Source organism: Polynucleobacter sp. JS-Safj-400b-B2 (assembly GCF_018881975.1).
Taxonomy (GTDB): Bacteria; Pseudomonadota; Gammaproteobacteria; order Burkholderiales; family Burkholderiaceae; genus Polynucleobacter.
The window spans coordinates 1-18,528 of the sequence record NZ_JACVPJ010000022.1 but is presented as its reverse complement, the minus strand read 5'-3'; the positions used below and the strand labels follow the sequence as shown (position 1 = coordinate 18,528).

At 43.3% G+C, this 18,528-nt stretch carries 21 protein-coding genes and 2 pseudogenes; 10 read left to right on the top strand and 13 right to left on the bottom strand.

What is annotated here, in order from left to right; translation table 11 throughout:
* Positions 1 to 117 (top strand): annotated as a pseudogene (locus ICN48_RS13305) (IS30 family transposase); the annotation flags it as partial.
* Positions 118 to 169: 52 nt separating this feature from the next.
* On the opposite strand, the gene ICN48_RS13300 reads toward ICN48_RS13305, so the two are convergent.
* The 5 genes from ICN48_RS13300 to ICN48_RS13280 form a co-directional block, all read right to left on the bottom strand.
* The gene (locus tag ICN48_RS13300) at positions 170 to 1,606 is read right to left on the bottom strand and encodes a carbohydrate porin (RefSeq protein WP_255539579.1); all 1,437 of its coding nucleotides are present in this window, start codon (positions 1,604 to 1,606) and stop codon (positions 170 to 172) included.
* Between the two features lie 184 nt (positions 1,607 to 1,790).
* Positions 1,791 to 2,072 (bottom strand): hypothetical protein, encoded by a 282-nt coding sequence (locus ICN48_RS13295; protein WP_216154164.1) that lies wholly within the window; start codon positions 2,070 to 2,072, stop codon positions 1,791 to 1,793.
* Between the two features lie 85 nt (positions 2,073 to 2,157).
* Positions 2,158 to 3,564 carry a DUF2252 domain-containing protein gene (locus tag ICN48_RS13290; RefSeq protein WP_216154163.1) on the bottom strand — a complete coding sequence of 469 codons (1,407 nt, stop codon included), beginning with the start codon at positions 3,562 to 3,564 and terminating at the stop codon, positions 2,158 to 2,160.
* A 185-nt stretch (positions 3,565 to 3,749) separates the two neighbouring features.
* A complete protein-coding gene (locus tag ICN48_RS13285) occupies positions 3,750 to 5,387 on the bottom strand; it encodes an amidohydrolase (RefSeq protein ID WP_216154162.1) in 1,638 nt (545 codons plus the stop codon).
* Positions 5,388 to 5,406: 19 nt separating this feature from the next.
* A complete protein-coding gene (locus ICN48_RS13280; RefSeq protein ID WP_216154161.1) occupies positions 5,407 to 6,249 on the bottom strand; it encodes a hypothetical protein in 843 nt (280 codons plus the stop codon).
* Positions 6,250 to 6,371: 122 nt separating this feature from the next.
* On the opposite strand from ICN48_RS13280, the gene ICN48_RS13275 reads away from it, so the two are divergent.
* Positions 6,372 to 6,884, top strand: coding sequence for a hypothetical protein (locus tag ICN48_RS13275; protein WP_216154160.1), 513 nt, complete (start codon positions 6,372 to 6,374; stop codon positions 6,882 to 6,884).
* 356 nt (positions 6,885 to 7,240) lie between these two features.
* On the opposite strand, the gene ICN48_RS13270 is transcribed toward ICN48_RS13275, so the two are convergent.
* Together ICN48_RS13270 and ICN48_RS14005 are read right to left on the bottom strand one after the other, a co-directional pair.
* Positions 7,241 to 7,789, bottom strand: coding sequence for a hypothetical protein (locus ICN48_RS13270; protein WP_216154159.1), 549 nt, complete (start codon positions 7,787 to 7,789; stop codon positions 7,241 to 7,243).
* 63 nt (positions 7,790 to 7,852) lie between these two features.
* Positions 7,853 to 7,963, bottom strand: a pseudogene (locus ICN48_RS14005) (3-oxoacyl-ACP reductase); the annotation flags it as partial.
* A 147-nt stretch (positions 7,964 to 8,110) separates the two neighbouring features.
* Between ICN48_RS14005 and ICN48_RS13265 the strand changes: the two are divergent.
* The 6 genes from ICN48_RS13265 to ICN48_RS13240 are packed head-to-tail and all read left to right on the top strand — an operon-like array spanning position 8,111 to position 10,117.
* Complete coding sequence (locus ICN48_RS13265) at positions 8,111 to 8,290, top strand: hypothetical protein (protein WP_216154158.1); 180 nt, start codon at positions 8,111 to 8,113, stop codon at positions 8,288 to 8,290.
* Position 8,291: 1 nt separating this feature from the next.
* A complete protein-coding gene (locus ICN48_RS13260; protein ID WP_216154157.1) occupies positions 8,292 to 8,591 on the top strand; it encodes a hypothetical protein in 300 nt (99 codons plus the stop codon).
* Positions 8,592 to 8,648: 57 nt separating this feature from the next.
* Positions 8,649 to 9,074, top strand: coding sequence for a Smr/MutS family protein (locus ICN48_RS13255; protein ID WP_255539578.1), 426 nt, complete (start codon positions 8,649 to 8,651; stop codon positions 9,072 to 9,074).
* A gap of 48 nt (positions 9,075 to 9,122) precedes the next feature.
* Positions 9,123 to 9,464, top strand: coding sequence for a YqjD family protein (locus ICN48_RS13250; RefSeq protein ID WP_216154155.1), 342 nt, complete (start codon positions 9,123 to 9,125; stop codon positions 9,462 to 9,464).
* Positions 9,465 to 9,470: 6 nt separating this feature from the next.
* On the top strand, positions 9,471 to 9,839 hold the full coding sequence (locus ICN48_RS13245; protein WP_216154154.1) for a phage holin family protein: 369 nt from the start codon (positions 9,471 to 9,473) through the stop codon (positions 9,837 to 9,839).
* Positions 9,836 to 10,117: a YqjK-like family protein gene (locus tag ICN48_RS13240; protein ID WP_216154153.1), complete on the top strand. Its 282-nt coding sequence runs from the start codon at positions 9,836 to 9,838 to the stop codon at positions 10,115 to 10,117. Before ICN48_RS13245 ends, ICN48_RS13240 begins: the two co-directional genes overlap by 4 nt.
* Here the strand turns inward: ICN48_RS13240 and ICN48_RS13235 are convergent.
* Positions 10,114 to 10,632 carry an adenine phosphoribosyltransferase gene (locus tag ICN48_RS13235; RefSeq protein ID WP_216154152.1) on the bottom strand — a complete coding sequence of 173 codons (519 nt, stop codon included), beginning with the start codon at positions 10,630 to 10,632 and terminating at the stop codon, positions 10,114 to 10,116. The two genes, ICN48_RS13240 and ICN48_RS13235, sit on opposite strands and share 4 nt — an antisense overlap.
* An 11-nt stretch (positions 10,633 to 10,643) precedes the next feature.
* Between ICN48_RS13235 and ICN48_RS13230 the strand changes: the two genes are divergently transcribed.
* Positions 10,644 to 11,204: a 5'-methylthioadenosine nucleosidase gene (locus ICN48_RS13230; RefSeq protein ID WP_216154151.1), complete on the top strand. Its 561-nt coding sequence runs from the start codon at positions 10,644 to 10,646 to the stop codon at positions 11,202 to 11,204.
* 9 nt (positions 11,205 to 11,213) lie between these two features.
* Here ICN48_RS13230 and ICN48_RS13225 read toward each other — a convergent pair whose 3' ends face one another.
* On the bottom strand, positions 11,214 to 11,681 hold the full coding sequence (locus tag ICN48_RS13225) for a DUF2147 domain-containing protein (RefSeq protein WP_216154150.1): 468 nt from the start codon (positions 11,679 to 11,681) through the stop codon (positions 11,214 to 11,216).
* Between the two features lie 200 nt (positions 11,682 to 11,881).
* Here ICN48_RS13225 and ICN48_RS13220 point away from each other — a divergent pair, with 200 nt between their 5' ends.
* Positions 11,882 to 13,555 carry an AMP-binding protein gene (locus ICN48_RS13220; protein WP_216154149.1) on the top strand — a complete coding sequence of 558 codons (1,674 nt, stop codon included), beginning with the start codon at positions 11,882 to 11,884 and terminating at the stop codon, positions 13,553 to 13,555.
* An 11-nt stretch (positions 13,556 to 13,566) separates the two neighbouring features.
* Here ICN48_RS13220 and ICN48_RS13215 read toward each other — a convergent pair whose 3' ends face one another.
* The 4 genes from ICN48_RS13215 to ICN48_RS13200 all read right to left on the bottom strand — a co-directional run bounded on the left by ICN48_RS13215 (position 13,567) and on the right by ICN48_RS13200 (position 18,119).
* On the bottom strand, positions 13,567 to 15,306 hold the full coding sequence (locus ICN48_RS13215) for an IlvD/Edd family dehydratase (protein WP_216154148.1): 1,740 nt from the start codon (positions 15,304 to 15,306) through the stop codon (positions 13,567 to 13,569).
* A gap of 65 nt (positions 15,307 to 15,371) precedes the next feature.
* Positions 15,372 to 16,235, bottom strand: a complete 864-nt coding sequence (locus tag ICN48_RS13210; RefSeq protein WP_370624235.1) for a transporter — start codon at positions 16,233 to 16,235, stop codon at positions 15,372 to 15,374.
* Between the two features lie 18 nt (positions 16,236 to 16,253).
* Complete coding sequence (locus ICN48_RS13205) at positions 16,254 to 16,781, bottom strand: hypothetical protein (RefSeq protein ID WP_216154146.1); 528 nt, start codon at positions 16,779 to 16,781, stop codon at positions 16,254 to 16,256.
* Between the two features lie 27 nt (positions 16,782 to 16,808).
* Positions 16,809 to 18,119, bottom strand: a complete 1,311-nt coding sequence (locus ICN48_RS13200) for a U32 family peptidase (protein WP_216154145.1) — start codon at positions 18,117 to 18,119, stop codon at positions 16,809 to 16,811.
* Between the last annotated feature and the right edge of the window lie 409 nt (positions 18,120 to 18,528).

Sequence of the window (18,528 nt, the reverse complement as noted above, 5' to 3'; positions counted from 1 at the left end):
TACTCACAGGCTAAGCTTAATGCCATAGCTAGGAAACTGAATGAGCGCCCTAGAAAGACACTAAACTATCAAACACCGGCAGAACGTTTTGCCCAATCTGTTGCGTTGACCGGTTGAATCCAAGGTCCATAAGAGTAACTCAATGGATAAGCTTAAACCCATCAAGTCATTACATCTCTATATGTGCTCTTAGGCCAAAGAAGTTTACTGGACCTCGGGCAGAGTTATAGGCTGGATTGGCAATGCGCTGGTAGTCAGCCGAAATGAATAACTCTTTATAAACTTTTGCGCTATAAAAAGTTTCAAATATTTGCTCTTTCTTATAGCTAAGCGCACCATCCCCAATAAATGCTGCCATGCCACCTTGTTGTAAGTAGGCAATTTGCGATGAAGAGATTCCATTGACAGCGTAACCTATGCCCACAGTATCTTTGGGACGTGACCAGCTGGAACCTTTAATGCTTACACCACCTGATAGTGATCTACTGATATCTACAGTCTGCGCTTCGGTTGTGCCTGGATTCCAGCTCCATCGACCAAATAATCCAACATCTTCATTAATGGCCTGTTCAATATTGAATCCATAGCCCCATGAACTCTGTGCTGCTTTGCGAACACCGGTTATATCCGGAGTGCTGTTGGTTTGTTGTGCTTGGTTAATCGCATTTTGATAGTTGCCCATATAGGCATGTTGTTGGTAATACAGAGCCCTTACTGCGCCCGGCTTTCCCCAGAGCTCGTGTTCATGCGTTAATTCAATTTGATTGCCATAGTCTTGACTCATGCTGTAATCAAGCTGTGCTGTATTTGGAATCGTTGGCATGGCGAGTCTTGCCGCCTTTAAGATCCAATCATCTTGATACCATTCTGCGACCACGCCATAGGTATAGCCCTTACTATCTGCCGCATACCCGTAAGCGCCCATCGAGAAAAGTGCAAAGTTCTGAAACTGTGTACGAGGGTCATGGCTATAACTATTTTGATCAAAAAAATCTAATGTGGCGAACTTACCGTAGGTAAGCACGATTCTATTTTTATCTAGATTTCCAGAAAGCTGATTGGCCCCACCTGCAATATGCTCTTTGCCTCCACCTAGGCCAAATGTCTGACGAATAAACGCACGAGCCGTGTAGTAGATTGGGGGAGCATAGGATCCTTTTTGTAATTCACCATTTTGGAATCCACCAAGACCAACAAGTTGCCCATTAAAAGGTGTTCCTTCGAACATCTCTGGGTTCCAGTAGACTTCAGCGCCTTCCCACAGTCTCGCGCCTAAAAAAGCTGTAGCACTTAAGGTGTAACTTTTCCCACCACCGCCTTCGGATTTGTTTAAAAGACTATTTTGTCCATAGTATGGGGAGTTAAAGTTGTTTTTTTGCTGAACAATATATGTGGATTGCCCATGAATACTCCATTGCTCAGTTTCGCCTTCTACATAAACTGAGCTATCAACTTTAGGGGAGTCGCCAACAGGTGACTCAGCCAAGATCAAAGGAGCATCACTTACGGGGGATTCGGCATTTACAGGCAAAGGCATACCCACCATAAAAAGGGTGCCAACTAGGCCGATCGCGCCTATATGCCTAAAGTTAATTGATAAAAACATATTAAATGCTAAATATTATTAATGAGAATCGTTCTCATCTTATCATACAGTTAAGAATGACTCTCAATTGATAAAGTGGCAGATTTGGCCCGTTAGCAGGTATTGCCGAAGTAAGTTCCGCTAAGCACTAAAAACAAAGGGGCCCACGGCCCCTTTGATAATTTCTGATGTACTGACTACATGCTCAATTAAATCCATTCACCGCCTGCATGTAGCCTTGGATATATTGTGGCGGCACATAGAGTTCAGTCTTCATGCCATTCTTGGCGGATAGGGTGATGATGAAACCCTTCTTCATTTTGTCTTTAAGGAATGCTTCAGTCAATTGAATGGAGACTACTTCTCTAAAGATGCAGCCTCTATCGCCACATGCACCAGCTTCTCTGCCAACTACTTTAAATGTTGTCGCAGGAGTGCCTTCTTGAGTTGCTGAATCGTAATAACGCCATTGAGAAAAATAAGTCAATTGGGCATTGAGCTCATAATAGAGTCTTTATTAACATCAGCCGAAAAGTCTCTCAAGACCTTAGAATATTTTTAATGGCCAGTTCTTAGAAGTTTTCCTTAGCGCATGAAATTTCACCTGATTTGATTGCCTTTAAAAATGTAGCGTAGTCCGCCTCATTTTGCTTGCTATAGGCAATTGAGAATTTCACGAGAGCATCATCTAGTATCGTCCCTTTGCCACAGTAGCCAGCAAGAACTGCTGCATCTCCAGAGCGAGCATGTGCGTTAGCTAATGCCCATCCAAAGAGTTTTGCAAAATCAGGGAAAACTTTAGCATTTATGCCATCTCCTCCAACAGATATGCCACCCTTCATGTCACGGAGTTGCCTAATATAAAAATCTACTTCAGATGTTGTTCCGAAACCTAAAAAAAGGTCTGGTGCCCCCTGAATTAAAGATTGTCCAGAAACTACACGCTCGCCTTCAGAAGGAAATTTCGTGTCCGGAAAAAAGGGATCTAAAACAGATTTTTGAGCTTGCTTGGTTTGCAGAAAAAGTGGGTCATTTGTATTGTTACCCTCAAAATACATAATCCAACAGGAGGTTCCTACACTCCCAACGCCGACTATTTTGCGCGCCCAATCGATCCATTTATATCGGAGCAATAAAGTCTTGCGATCTGGTGATAAAGACTTTATATAAGAATTCAAACCTTCATCATTCAAATCAGATATTTTTCCTCCATTGAATGAATGTTTTAGGTGCTCAATTAATGGAGGTTTGTTGACGAGTCGAATTCCATCGGGGGTAACTTCAGTCAATTTTCCTATAACACCTTGTCCACTATTTTTTCGTGCTTTATCTAAAAGTATTTTTAAATATTGTTTGCTAGCTTTATTTGCATGCTTTGCTACGGATCTTATCAACGCGTTTTCATCAATAAATGTTCGCTTAAGATCTATATATGGAATAGCAACATATTGATGGAGAAAATGACGATAGGTGCTTGTAATATTTCTAACAATCATTTCTCCGTAGGCCTGATCTTGGCCTAGGAGTTGAGAGGCTATCATTGCGCTTGCTGTTAGACGTTTTAAATCCCAGTCAAAATTCCCTGGAAGCGTTTCATCAAAATCATTGATTCCAAATACCAGCTGATGCTCAGTTGTTGAAAAGAATCCAAAGTTACTGACGTGCATATCCCCACATAATTGAACGGTAATTGGGGGGCTTTGGGTGCCAGCTAAGTCATTAGCCATAATTGCAGCACCGCCTCTAAAAAAAGCAAATGGGTTAACAGCCATTCGAGCATGGCGGATAGGAATATATTCAGGAATTCGCGATTTAGCCTGCTCAAGCAAAATGTTAATGTGGGAGTAGCGTGTTGTATCGACAGTAAAGTCACCAATCAAGGATCGATTTACCTGCTTACGAATAGATTTACCTAAATCAAGCCGCTCCTGAGGGCTCGGGTTTCTCTGCAGAAATAATTCATACAATTTGCTAGTCATTTTCAAATGATGCCATGAATTGCGTCAAAAGAAAAAGCCTCCCAAGGAAGCTTTTGTATATCTTATAAGTTTGGCAGGATTCGAACTCGTGACCAAAGAATTGAAAGGAGTTGTTTTTATACCGACAGACCTAATGGATTAAATGAATAAACTGTAAAACTTAGTTGTTAAGTGGCTGCTTGCGCCTACACAGTATTCCTTGAGTAAATCACTTTGCCATTTTTGATGGTGTTGACCACCTTGATATCTTTGATTGCATCTGGATCAATCGTTAAAGGATTCTGATCTAACTCTACCAAATCTGCCAACATGCCAGGCAGGATCTTACCCTTCGCACTCTCTTCGCGATATACATAGGCAGCATTGCTTGTGAATGCCTGCAAAGCTAGGTAAGGATCCATCTTTTCTTTGGTACCCAATGTTTTTCCAGACATTGTTTTGCGATTGACTGCACTCCAAATAGTAAATAAGCAATCCGGCCCAGAAGAGGGAACGTCATTGTGGATTCCCACTACTATTCCTTTGTTATGTGCTGTCACCATGGGGGAAAAATGATCGGCACGTTCCTCACCTACGATATCTAAATAGATATCTCCATACAGCCATATGTGATTGGATAGAGAGATGGCAATAATATGATTGGCCTTGTAGTCATCAAGCTGATCTTCTCGTGCAAAAAATGAATGGGAGATGGTCGTGCGGCGATCTTCCGTAATCCCAGTTTCAGCAATTGCTTTTTTAATGGCAGCTATGGCCATATCAATGCCCGCATCACCATTGCTGTAGCAAAAGAATGGAATATTTTTTTCGTAGGCGAGCTTAGTGTAGTGATCAACCTGCTCTTGAGTATAGTAAGCCATACCCCGCCAGCCATCCGGGAAGCCTGTGGTATCACTATAGGGTTTGGAGAGATAAGCAAGCTTGAGCTGCGGCCCTCCATCTGTTGACATCAATATGCCTGCAACCTTAAAACCTCGATCAACGTTGCTGTAGACGCCAAAGGAATAGTTAGGATTTCCTTTTAGTAGGGCGTCTACCGTATCGCTCATAGGGAGGGCGATTAAATCAATTGAAATAATGCCGCTATCAGATGCGAGACGCATCAATTGAATGTCTTCGGGACTGGCTTGGTAGTGCTGGGCAGTCGTAGTGCCATAGGAAGCATAAATTTTCTCTGCGCTTTGATAGGTCTTAAAAGTAAGATCCTGAGAAAATTGGCCATAAGCCGCCGCAACTGCGTTGAGATAGGGCAGACCAATTATGATGCCTGTCATTTGATGAGTATTGGGATCTACTACGATCGCGCCAGACTCAACTTTAGTATCTGCAGTAATGCCTAGTTTTTTAAGGCCTGCTGTATTAAATAAGCCCGCAAGTGTAGAAATATTTTGAACAAGTACCGGCGTATCTGGAAAAGCAGCATCTAAATCAGCAATGGTTAGTGACCCATCGTTCATCAAGCCATCCATATATTCAGCCGCGATGAGCCATCCATTGAGAAGCTTGCCATCCTTTTTCAGTTGTTCAATCAACTCGGGTCTACTACGTGGAGGATTGTTAGCAAAGTAACCAACATTTAAACTTAATGTCTGTTGAGCAAATAAACCAAAGTGCCCCCAAGTGTCAATAAATCCTGGCGTTAAGGTATGTCCTTGTAAGTTATGCATCTTGACATCTGGGCTCGCCAAAGTAATTGCCTCTTGTTTATTACCAGTGAAAGTAATTTTTCCATCTGCCACCAACACTGCTTCGACATACTCAGGTTGATCGCCGGCCATAGTCAAAATATTGCCGTTGAAGTAGAGGGTTTGATTTGATGTCATAAGGTTACTTTCAAAGGTATTAATGTGAAAAGGCATATGTGAGACCGATGCGCCCACCCCAACCTTGCGCTCCACCTTGGTTGGTATTGACAGAATAATACCGAGCACCAATTGTAAATAGCAAAGGTAGGTCACCCACTTCAATCAATTTGCTGCCCATTAAATTGATTGGATAAGCATGAGCACCGGTATTAATATTCGTGACTGATTCACAATCAAGAGTAATGTTCCCATATCTTTTAGTGATATAGGTGATAAAAGGTTGAAATGCAACATTATTGGCGCTAGGACCGTTTAGCGGCATTGCTCCAACCCCAAAGGATTGATATGCATAAGCACCAACAATCCAATCCTCACTTCGATGAATGGCGCCCATGCTATATCCCACAGCATTCTGTGAGCTGCCATACATTGCAGGCATGTTAGTGCCGATCTGCACCATTGGACCAAAACCAAACGAGCTCTTTAGTCTAGACACATTGGATTCAGTAAAAAAACTTTCAATAATGACTGGTTTAAATCCTGAGCTAGAGTAACCATCGAAATTGTTGAATGATTGATAGGTGATCTGGGGATGCACTACATAGCTGTAGTCAGAATTAATGCGATAGGGAAGCCAAGGTTCTATTTGGGTGTATTGAGTTGAGCCTTGATGACCGAGGCCTACTTTTTGATCAAAGTTGAAATAAATTGGAACGGAGGCAACATTATCTTGAGCTTGTAATTGCCGTTCACTGGAAATGAGCCTTTCTTTTCCTGGGGTGAGTGCGTCGAGAAATGAATTTGTATCTTGAGCAAGTGCAGGTTGGAAGTTACACAACATCAGGATAGACAGTAGTGCTTTGAATTGATACATCTGCATGATGTTTAAGGTGGGGCTTCACAGGCTCGAAGAATTGATATTATTATAATAATAAGGCACTATTAAAAAAATTATTTTTAGTAGATTTGGTTATGTAGTTCCCTATTTTGAACGGATCTTATATGAAATTTAGTTTTTTAGGACGTATGAAGGAGACGTTAAAGGAGCTTCCGATAGTTGCTACCTACCTATCACTCTGGTTTTGTGCGATTACTTTTTACAATCAAGCTGCTGTTCATATGCCGGAAAAGGGAATTGAGTCCTATGGGTTTGCCGTGATTCAGGCCTTGGTAATGGCTAAAATCATGCTCACTGTGGAAATGATTGTTCCTGTTGGAGTGATATTCAAGCCTAGTGTGAAATTCACTATTTATTTAGCAATCTTAGTTCGAACAACCCTCGGATCCATCGTTGCTCTTCTACTGCGCTATTCAGCCGCGGGAACAGAAGGTTTTTTTAAGCATCAGGGATTTGTTGAATCCATGCTAAATTTTTGTGATGGGGACATCGCTCATATTTTGGCGCTTACATGTTTGTATTGGCTGATTGTCTTGCCCTATATTGCCTATCGCTTTCTTTTACACCTTGCAGGCAATACTGACTTGGCATCCTATTTGTTGGAAAAAAGACCCTAAGATTGATTTCTTAAAGATCATTGAAGCTCCTTGGCGTTATTTATTGAGACCCTAGAAGCTTCATGATCGTCCTGTAACACAACACTATTTAGTGTTGGTTTGACGGAATTTATATCTGCGAAAGCCATATTGACACGATTGAATTTCGCTCAATCAAATTACCCTTAGTGCCCACTAAGCACCCGATTATGTAGGGCTTAAACCATGTCCTAAGTTATTGCTTTAACTGATTTTTCCAGCTTCTCAGACGTAGGTCCAATGTTCAAATAGTCCTAACGGAATTAAGCTCCTCCAAGTGCATAAAAATAAAGGGGCATAAGGCCCCTTTATCAGTTTCTGGTGCACTAATTACATACTCAATTAAATCCATTCACCGCCTGCATGTAGCCTTGGATGTATTGCGGTGGCACATAGAGTTCAGTCTTCATGCCATTCTTGGCGGATAGGGTGATGATGAAACCCTTCTTCATTTTGTCTTTAAGGAATGCTTCAGTCAATTGAATGGAGACTACTTCTCTAAAGATGCAGCCTCTATCGCCACATGCACCAGCTTCTCTGCCAACTACTTTAAATGTTGTCGCAGGAGTGCCTTCTTGAGTTGCTGAATCGTAATAACGCCATTGAGAAAAATAAGTCAATTGGGCATTGAGCTCATAAGTCTTTGCGCCTTGAGTAGTTTGTTCAGATTTGAGGCTAAACATCTCATAAGTATTGGCCTCATCCATTGTGTTGATAGGAGGGCCTTGATAGGTTTTTCCACCAGTTGCTGCATTCGGAGTAATGATGGTCGAGTGATAGACATCATTGATTTCCCAACCACTAATTTTTTTATCATTCTGGTTGCAGGCAAGAAGACCAGTGCTAATTGCTAGCAATAAAACAATACGATAGATGATGCGATGCATATAAAACTCCCTAAGAATCATCAAATCATACTATTCCTTAGCTTGGGGCTCCAAATCTTAGATTTAGACGCATTTCCCAGTTAGGCCACCATTAACCGCCAGCTCGCTGCCAGTCACGGAGCCGGCGGCATCGGGGGCTAAAAAGGCGCAAGCATGAGCCACACCCCAGGCCGTTTTTAAGAAAATATCTTAGCTACCTTATTGGCAATACGAGCGCTTAATTCCTGGGCTTGTTATTAGGGTATCTCACTAGTCAATTATTAAACTTCACAACTTCACAACTTCACAATTTGTGATATAGTCATAGAACTGGGAGATGAAATGAAGAAACAGATACCAAAAACACATCAAGCCTTGGAATGGGTAGGGAAGGGCATGACTGCTGCTCAAGCAGCCAGAAAGATGCAAATTTCAGAATCCAGTGTGTATGCCGCCCTTAGAAAGACAAAGGCGAAAGAAGTGGGATGTTGCCCAACGTGTGGTCACAAAATAAGGAATTAAGATGAAAAAGACTCTATTAGCAGCCGTATCGATCTCTGTTGCTGCGTTCGCGTATGCGAATACACCACCGTCAGATTCTTCTGAGTTAGTAAATCAGCAGTGCAAGATATCTGCCGAGGCGGTATCTACCTTAAAAGGCTTGCGTTACGGCAACACTTCAATTCGTAAGGATGTATCCACATTGATTAATGCAAGCCTGAAGACCCCAGAGAATCGCGATCTTGCGCAAAAGACTCTAAATCTCATGGTTGACGATAAGTCGGTAGATGTTAGAAGCTTAGAAGGCAAGTACTGTTCTTAAGGAGTTCAGTCTGAAATTTAATTGATGCAGAACGCTGAATGTCCTGACTGTGGGAACATGCGGGGATTGTTTAATCAATGTCCGCATTGCGGCTCTGAAAACTTACCCATCCTGAGTTCAGATACGATTGAGCTCAATATTAAGCAAGACGGCCCATATGTTGAAGAGGCCTTGGATCGTCTAACTGACTACCTCCGAAAGTCTTTAGAGGTAGGTATTAAAGCCATTGTGCTGATTCATGGCTACGGGTCTAGTGGTGAGGGGGGTCGAATCAAATGGGCTATTCACGATGCGCTAGAAAATAACCGCTACTCTGACCGGGTGGATGAATATCATTTTGGCGAGGATGTTGCCTATGGAAGTGAGGCCTATCACGCTTTATTAAGGCGACGCCCTGGCTTAAAGCAATATCTCAAGCGTTTCAAAGAGGGTAATGCTGGTATGACAGTTTTATTGCTGGGTTATCAAGCTAGAAGTGCTTAGAATAGGATTACGGGTGATTTATGCCTAATCTAATAGGATTACATTGATATGACTGCAAAGAAACTAAACCATTCAGATTTACATGATGACAAGCCAGTCGGTGCTGAAAGCCTGATTGGTGAATTCAAAGCCTTGATGGCCGATGCCGAGGCTTTGATTAAAGCAACGGAAGATCATCCAGGTGCTGCCATTGCATCCATTCGTAATAAAGCATTAGAGACTCTTGCTGGCGCGAAAGAAAGCCTCTCGGGTGTCGAGGGCAAACTTCTTGATAAAGCAAAGGTAGCTGCTGAAGGCGCAGATGATTTTGTTCATCGCAATCCTTGGGAGGCAGTTGGTGTTGCAGCTGGTTTAGGTTTGTTGATTGGCTTGTTTATTGGGCGTCGCTAGATCCATATGCCCCAAGAAAATTTACTTTCCTCTATCAAAGGCTTGGTTTCCACTGGAGCGTCAATAGCCCAAACGCGTCTGGAACTCTTATCGCTTGACGTACAAATTGCTAGAAGCAAATTCATCAGCCTGCTAGTAATGATTATTAGCGCTTTATTCTTTTTATTTTTTGGTTTAGTTATGTTGGCATTGCTTATTGTGATCTATAGCTGGGAGACTGATCGAATGCTGGCCCTGAGTTTATTGACTGGAGCCTTTTTGTCTGTAGGCTTGATCCTGGCTTTGCTTATCTCCCAGTCACTGCGTAAGATGCCTAAATTGTTTGAGGCTTCTATCACTGAGTTGGCAAAAGATCGTGAAGTACTTTCAAAATGAGTGAGCATTTAAATGCTTTAGAGCGTCGTCAGCGCGAACTCATGATTCGGGCAAGTCTTGAGCGTAAAGAGTTTTCTGAACATTTTGAGGCTTGGGAAAAGCCGCTCTCTTGGGCTGATAAAGGCCTTGATGCCGTGAGTTTCTTCAAGAGTAATCCGTTCTTATGGACTAGCGCTTTTGCAGCACTAGCGCATTACAAACCTAAACTAGCAAGTAAGGCTCTAGCATTAGGTTGGGGTGCCATGAAGGTGATCAAGGCTGCTAAAAAGCTAACCTAGCTTTTTAATGCAGATTGATGGCGTATGCCAAATTGATTTAAGAGTTCACTGCCGTTGAGGAAAGTAATTTCCAGTAAGGTAATTGCGCCACTCACCGCAAATCCAGCACTACGTATTAATTTATCGGCAGCAACTAACGTTCCCCCAGTTGCTAGCACGTCATCCAACAACAAAACCTTGGCATTATTTGGTAGGGTAGATTGTTGAATCTCTAAACAGTCACTGCCATATTCCAGGCCGTAGGTCTCACGATGGCTAGCTAAAGGCAGTTTGTTAGGTTTTCTGGCTAGCGCCAAGCCTTTATGTGCATGGTGGGCTAGGGCGGAACCAAAGATAAAGCCTCGGGACTCAATGCCTAAAATATGGGTGTAATCAAACTGCTGAGCAATTTCATCTAGTTGACGAATAGCTTCTTTAAATGCGGCTGGATTAGCTAGTAACGGGGAGATATCCCTAAAAAGAACCCCTGGTTTTGGAAAATCTGGAACTCCGGGTAGATAATCTAATAAATTCATCACAAGCCAATATGAAAACAGAACTCCTCATTATTACCGCATTAGAGTCCGAGCTCAAGCGAGAGGCATTGCCTAAAGGCGTGCAGATTGTATATTCCGGAGTTGGCAAAATTAATGCCACCATGACTAGCATCAAAGCAATTCACCAATATTCACCAAAGAAAATATTAAATTTTGGTACAGCAGGAAAACTCAAAACAGAGTTGCAGGGCCTGCTAGAAATAGGCAAGGTCATTCAGCGCGATATGGATGCTGAGCCCTTGGCACCTCGCGGCAGCACTCCTTTTTGTAGTAAACCGCAAGAGTATGTTGCTTCTGGGCAATTTATATGTGGATCTGGTGATAGCTTTGTCACGGCATTTGATCCTTGGTTAAACAGCCAAGGTGTGGATGTGGTGGATATGGAGCTATTTGCCATTGCTGCAATTGCACATGAGCACAACATACCTTGGCAGTGTTTTAAATACATTACGGATGATGCCAACGAAAGTTCTGGTAAGGACTGGCAGGCAAAGGTTCATGATGGTCAAGACCTTTTCTTGGAAAAGCTTCAGCAAATTCTACGGAACTAGCTTGATCAATTACTGATCTACTTTGTACCAAACCTGCGTGCGGCCCAGTAATGGAACGCCGATATATCCGCGCACTTCCATTTTTTTTCCATCCTCTGTTCCAATCTTCACTTGATAGATTTCACCTTCTTCCGGATCTAGGATTTTTCCATCCGACCAGTATCCTGGTTTATAGCGCTTCAGTTCGGACAAGATCTTCATGCCAATGATGGGTTTATCTTTGCGAGTATCTTTACAAAGCGTGCAATACACTAATGGCGTTTCATTTGGCTGAGGGAAAGTTTTGATGACTGTTCCCTCAAGAGCCCCATTCACTTCTTCAATCTTAATGAATGAAGATGGCGCATTGGTTTTATCACTAATTGTTTTCCAGACTCCAACAGCAGGATCAGGAGTCTGAGCATGAATATTTCCAATCATCAAGCAAAAGAAAGCGGGGAAATACGCAATAAAATATTTTTTGTTTTTTGAGTGCATCAATAGGAGGTTCTTTGATATGGTTGAGTACTCAAGAAAAATTGCTTGCCCATCTAAAGGTGGACGTTGAATTTAGATAATTGGCCCTTACAGTCTAGCTTCTATTCTATCTTTAATCCCTTACAATGATTGGAGGGAATGCTGCAAAATTCTCAATCGGAATATGAATAAAAAGATAGTGAAACTCGAGCTACCTATATATGGTTAATTCCTCTAAGCCTTGGTTAAAACACTACCCTGAGGGGGTTCCCCATGACTTGGGGCCCTTAGGACACTCATCGCTAAGTGACTTTATGGATGAATGTTTTGAGCGATTTGCTAGTCGCAGAGCAATTGAGGCTATGGGTAGTTTCTTTACTTATGATGAGATTAATTGCTTATCCAAAAACTTCGCATCCTATCTAGCCACCCTGAATCTAGAAAAGGGTTCGCGTGTAGCTTTAATGTACCCCAATGTTATTGAGTATCTTGTAGCCATGGTCGGTACATTGCGAGCAGGATATACAGTAGTAAACATTAATCCACTCTATACATCTCGTGAGCTAGAGTCTCAACTGCAAGATAGTGGCGCTACTGTTTTGGTTCTCATGGAAAATTTTGCATCTACCTATGAGCAAATATTGCCTCAGGCGGCTATCAAGACAGTCATCGTCAGCAGTCCAGGGGAATTACTTGGCCTGAAAGGCTACGTAATTAATTGGGTTGCACGTCATATCAAAAAAATCGTTGCGCCCTGGGATTTCAAGCACATCAAAATGAAGGACGCGCTACGAATTGGATTCAATAGGCCTTTTGTTAAAGCTTCTATAGGCCTAGATGATGTTGCCTTTTTGCAATACACCGGTGGAACTACTGGAGTTTCAAAGGGTGCAGTTTTACTGCATCGAAACATTCTGTCAAATGTCATGCAGATAGAGGCATGGCTTAATCCCGGATTAAAGCAGCAGCATACGGATCAATTGGTTTTATTGTGCGCACTTCCAATGACTCACATATTTGCTCTGACTGCTTGTGCCTTGCTAGGAATTGCAAAAGGTAGTTTGCTGATCTTGGTGCCCAATCCCAGGGACATCACCGGTTTTATCAAAATGCTGATCAAGCATCCCAATATCAATATCTTTCCAGGCGTAAACACTTTATTTCATGCTTTGATACATCGCCCTGAATTTAAGTCAGTAAAACTGCCTAATCTATTGGTAACTATAGGCGGAGGAATGGCTGTACATAAAAAGACGGCAGATCATTGGCAGGCTCTGACTGGTTCACCTATTGCTCAGGGCTACGGCCTTTCCGAAACTTCACCCGTAGTTTGCGTTAACAGTCCCCTGGAAGATCGTTTTACAGGCCACATTGGTTCACCTATTCCGGGAACGGATGTGGTGATTCTTGATGATGATGAAGTGGTTGTACCGCAAGGAGCGATAGGTGAGATCTGTATTAAGGGTCCCCAAGTCATGGCAGGCTATTGGAATAAGCCAGATGAAAGCCAAAACTGTATGACTGCTGATGGCTACTTTAAGTCTGGCGATATTGGTCTAATTACCTCGGAAGGGTATATTCAGATTGTTGATCGCAAGAAAGATATGATTGTGGTGGCAGGATTTAAAGTTTTCCCTAATGACGTAGAAGATGTCATAGTACAAATGCCAGGAATTCAGGAGTGCGCCGTCATTGGCGAGCCTCACCGCAAATTAGGTGAGATAGTGAAGGTTTATGCTGTGCGCTCAAACCATCATATTACCGAGGCAGCTGTGTTGCAGTATTGCAGGGAGCATCTTACGAGCTACAAGAGGCCTAGAAAGGTCATTTTCGTAAACGAGTTACCAAAATCCAACGTTGGAAAAATACTGCGTCGCGAGCTCAGAAATATTTAAGCAGGCATCACTTACTTGCGCGGTGTTTTGCCAACCATCTTCGCTGCTCTTAAGAAGTCAAAGTCTACGCCCTGATCGGCTTGAGTAACAGTATCCAAAAAGAGTTTCTTATAGCCGCGTTCAGCAGTCGGTGAAGTAATTGGGTTGTCTTTCATGCGCTTGGCGAGTTCTTCATCCGAAATCAGTAAGCTAATTTCACGATTCTTTACACTCAAACGAATGCGATCACCGTTACGCACCTGCGCTAAAGGTCCACCGATAGCAGATTCAGGAGTGACGTGCAACACAATCGTTCCAAAAGCAGTACCACTCATGCGTCCATCAGAAATGCGGACGATATCTTTCACGCCAGTGCGGGCTAATTTCATTGGGATGGGGATGTATCCAGCCTCCGGCATACCGGGCGCACCTTTAGGCCCAATATTTTTGAGAACTAGAATGTCCTCGGCCACAACATCCAAATCTGGACTATCAATACGATTGGCTAAATCGGCTGCATCTTCAAAGACAACAGCACGACCTTCATGCTCCATGAGCTTTTCATTGGCAGCAGATTGTTTAATGATGGCGCCACCAGGCGCTAGATTGCCGTGCAAGACTGCAATGCTGCCGCGTGGATAAATCGGGTTATTAAATGGGCGCACTACATCTTGTTTAAAGCTTGGAGGAGCAACATCAATTTCTTCACCAAGGGTTCGGCCTGAGACTGTCATTGCATCGAGCTTCAATAGAGGTTTGAGCTCACGAAGCAGGGTGGTCATGCCGCCGGCGTCATGGAAGTTTTCCATGTAATGATCACCGGATGGTTTTAAATCAACCAGCACTGGTGTTTCATCGCCCATCTTATCAAGAGCGTCTAGATCAATCTCTAAGCCCATTCGGCCTGCTATAGCAGCTAAGTGAACAATGCCATTGGTTGATCCGCCAATGGCCAAGAGAACACGCATTGCATTTTCAAATGCGTCAGCAGTAAGTACTTTGTCGATCGTTAAACCTTCTTTAGCCATCTTCACGGCACACGTACCTGTTTCTTCTGCTACGCGGATGCGATCTGCGGTAACTGCTGGAGGAGTTGCTCCGCCAGGAACTGTCATGCCCAAGGCTTCAGAGATGCATGCCATAGTGCTTGCAGTGCCCATAACTGAACAAGTACCAACGCTGGCTACCAGTTGATCATTCACCTCGTCTTTTTCTACTTCATCAATTTCGCCTGCACGGAACTTGCCCCAGTAACGGCGGCAGTCTGTACAAGCGCCAACACGTTCACTACGGTGTGAGCCGGTGAGCATTGAGCCGGTAATCAGTTGAATGGCTGGAATGCCTGCAGAAGCAGCCCCCATCATTTGTGCGGGTACAGTTTTGTCGCAACCACCAATCATGACCACTGCATCCATTGGCTGCGCGCGTACCATCTCTTCGGTGTCCATTGACATCAGATTGCGCAAGTACATGCTAGTGGGTGCTGCAAAACTCTCATGAATGGAAATTGTTGGAAATTCCATTGGCAATCCACCTGCCAACATCACACCGCGCTTCACTGCCTCGAGCAGTTGAGGCATATTGCCATGGCAAGGGTTATAGGCACTACCGGTATTAATAATGCCAATTACAGGGCGATCTAAAGCGCTATTGGTATATCCAGCACCCTTAATAAAGGCTTTGCGTAAAAATAATGAGAAGCCTTTGTCGCCATAGCTAGTTAGGCCCTTGCGCAAACCGCTCTCTGCGGGATCTTTTGGTTTATTGCTCATGAATGTCTCAAATCTCTTATAAGTGTTCTTTTGACCTTATTGTAGCGATGGAAAAGGCAATGTACCTATAAGCCGCCACCCCAGCGGTATTGCCAAGAGATCCCCATTGCGGTGTAGTCAGTATTGGTGTTGGAATAAACACCTTTACTACCAGTGAGGCGGATCGAATTGTGCTTATCGATAGGGTAAGAAAAAGTACTGCCAAAACGCCAATTTTCCTGTGAACTACTGATTGCGGCTCCGTTGACATATTTCTGGCCGCCCATAAAGTAAGTAGCATCCGCAGAAATATAGGCCATATTCTGAAAGTAATAGATCGCATGGGCTTCCGAAGAGTAGATCGGGTTTTGTGAGAGCGTATTGCTTCCCAGAAAGCTTGTATTGCTGGTGTAGATCGTGGCCATGCCTGCCAGCTCTAAACGCCATGGTCCGACTGCTTGAGATGCTCCGATAGCGGGCTGAATAAGAGAGCGATTAGCCCCCACGTTGAGCATTTGCTCGTTGTTGTACTTACCCCAAGGAATGGATGCAGCCAGACTGGTGCCAATAATTAAGTCTTGCTGATAATTCTTAAAGTCCTCCAGCGAGAGTGCTGGTGCACCATAAAGATTGGCAGAGATTTTCACAACAGGATCCGATAGACCTTCTGCGGATGCATTCATATTTTGGGCTCTAATACTGCCAGCACCTGAAAGTTGGGCAAAGGGCACTAAGAGACTAATTCTGCCAGACTGTCCGAAGACGTCGATGATACGAGTTAGGTTTGCCGCCTCAGTAGTGAGGGTATTAGAGCCACTTTTGGCTTGCGCAATACCACCCGTAATAAAGTTAATGCCAATGGGTGCATTGGAATAGGCGCGAGCTTCGATCTCTTGGGCTTGAGCCTGTTGGCAAAAAAATCCCAACAGGCATAGCCAAAAAATTCTCACGTAATACAAGTAAAGCAATTATTTTTTGGAGCCAAAGAGGACTGCAAGAGTTTCAGTATTTCCTACAACTTTATTGAATCCCACAAAAATCAAGTAAGGCCAAACAATCAACCAATACACAATTGACATAGCAAGCACTCTTAATGGATCACCGCTTCCAAAGGCTGCCATGGAGGGGATAAATTCTTTTCCATGTATCAGGCCATCGACTCCGGCTTCAATAAAGTTCAGCGCAATAATGACAATAATGTAAACAATAGATTCAACAAATAGAGAGCCAACTATTCCATTTTTTTTATTTACCTTGATTGGATAAGCGGCTTGTGCAATCAGCATAAATTTTGCTGATAAACCTGCTTTAATAAACGCAAAACCAAAGATGGTCAAGGGAATAGGGCGCTCTTCAAGCGCGGTTGCAGCTATGAAGGCAATAGCGCAGAACCAAGTGCCAAAGTAAAGCGTTAGCTCAAATGCTTTTCTCATTTCATCTTCGAGTTTGATTTTCAAACCAGGTTTATTTGTATCGTTCTTAGCGCTATTAGTCATGAAAATCTTTAATCAGAGGGGTAGGAATTAATCGCCGCAAGTAGAGCAAGAGCTCGTTGCCACTTCAGCTGGTGCCAGCTCTTGTGTGTAACGTGCAATAAAGGCATATTTGCTAGACATCGGGATATTGAGCCAAACGAAGTGACCTGATCCTGGCGCGACATCAATGGATTCACCATTCATATTCCACATTTCTGACAAAACAATATCTGTATTTCCGTTTGGTTCAATGATCTCGATTTTGTCGCCAACAGAAAAACGATTCTTAACGTCTACCTTGACGCGACCTGTTGCCGCATCGATCTCCAGCGTTTCTCCAACATACAAGCTACGTCCTGATAAGGAGTGACCACGCATATAGAGTTGATATTCCTTATCGTGGTGGCGCTCATAAAAGCCATCGGTATAACCACGATTGGCTAAACCCTCTAATTGGCCTAATAAAGCTGTGTTAAATGGTTTACCTGCTACAGCATCATTAATTGCTGCTCTATAGGATTGCACAGTACGTGAAACGTAGTAGGGTGATTTAGTGCGACCTTCGATCTTGAAGGAATCAACACCCATCTTAGTTAAGCGCTCGATGTGCTCAACGGCTCGCAGATCTTTGGAGTTCATGATGTAAGTACCATGCTCATCTTCTTCCATCGGCATTAAATCATCAGGACGGCGAGCCTCTTGAAGTAAAACTACATCACCGCTGGTGTTTTGTTGACCAGGCTTGACCTTGTAATCCCAGCGGCATGCATTGGTACATGCGCCTTGATTGGAATCTCGATGAGACATATAGCCTGATAGTAAGCAACGGCCAGAGTAGGCGATACAGAGGGCGCCGTGAACAAATACTTCAAGCTCCATCTCTGGACAATCTTGACGTACTTCTTCGATTTCATCAAAGGAGAGTTCACGAGACAAAATCACGCGGCTGATACCAACAGAGCGCCAAAACTTGGCAGATGCTCCATTCACTGTATTGGCTTGTACCGATAAATGAATTGGCATATCTGGCCATGCTTCACGTGCCATCATGATGAGACCTGGATCGGACATGATTAAAGCATCGGGCTTTAATGCAATGACTGGGTCCATATCTTTAATGTAGGTACGTGTTTTACCGCCATGGGGCAATAAGTTAGAAACCAAATAAAACTTCTTACCCATTTCATGGGCGGTATCGATGCCTTGCTTTAGAACTTCGATCTTGCCAAAGTCGTTATTGCGTACCCTCAGGGAATAACGTGGCTGACCTGCATAAATGGCATCAGCGCCAAAATCAAAGGCGGTACGTAGCATGGAAAGGCTACCAGCTGGAGCGAGAAGTTCTGGGATCTTAGTCATAGCCTCTATTTTAGTGAATGCAGCAGATCTTGCTTGATTCTCTGTATTTCCTAGCCTTAGGGCTAGCTAAAAGCGGGTTTATAAAGACCCATCAAGTAAACCATGGGCCACAAGAGTATCCTGTTGGGTCTGTGGAGAGTATTGTAAAAACGAACGAGGAGCCTTCCCTTTGACTTTTCACCTTAAACAGAAGGCGCTTATTAAAGAATGCAATGTCAAAACTAACATCCAAACCCATCCTAAAAAAAGCCAGCGGCATTTTGGCTCAAGAGTTCGCAATACCTAAGGAAGCGCAGATTAAATCAAAATTAGCCTGAAGAGCGCCGCAAAAATATCCCCATATTTAATTTTTACGAAGACAGTCTGATTTTTCTAAGATTTGGCGCTAATTTCCCTTCTCTGAGTTGCC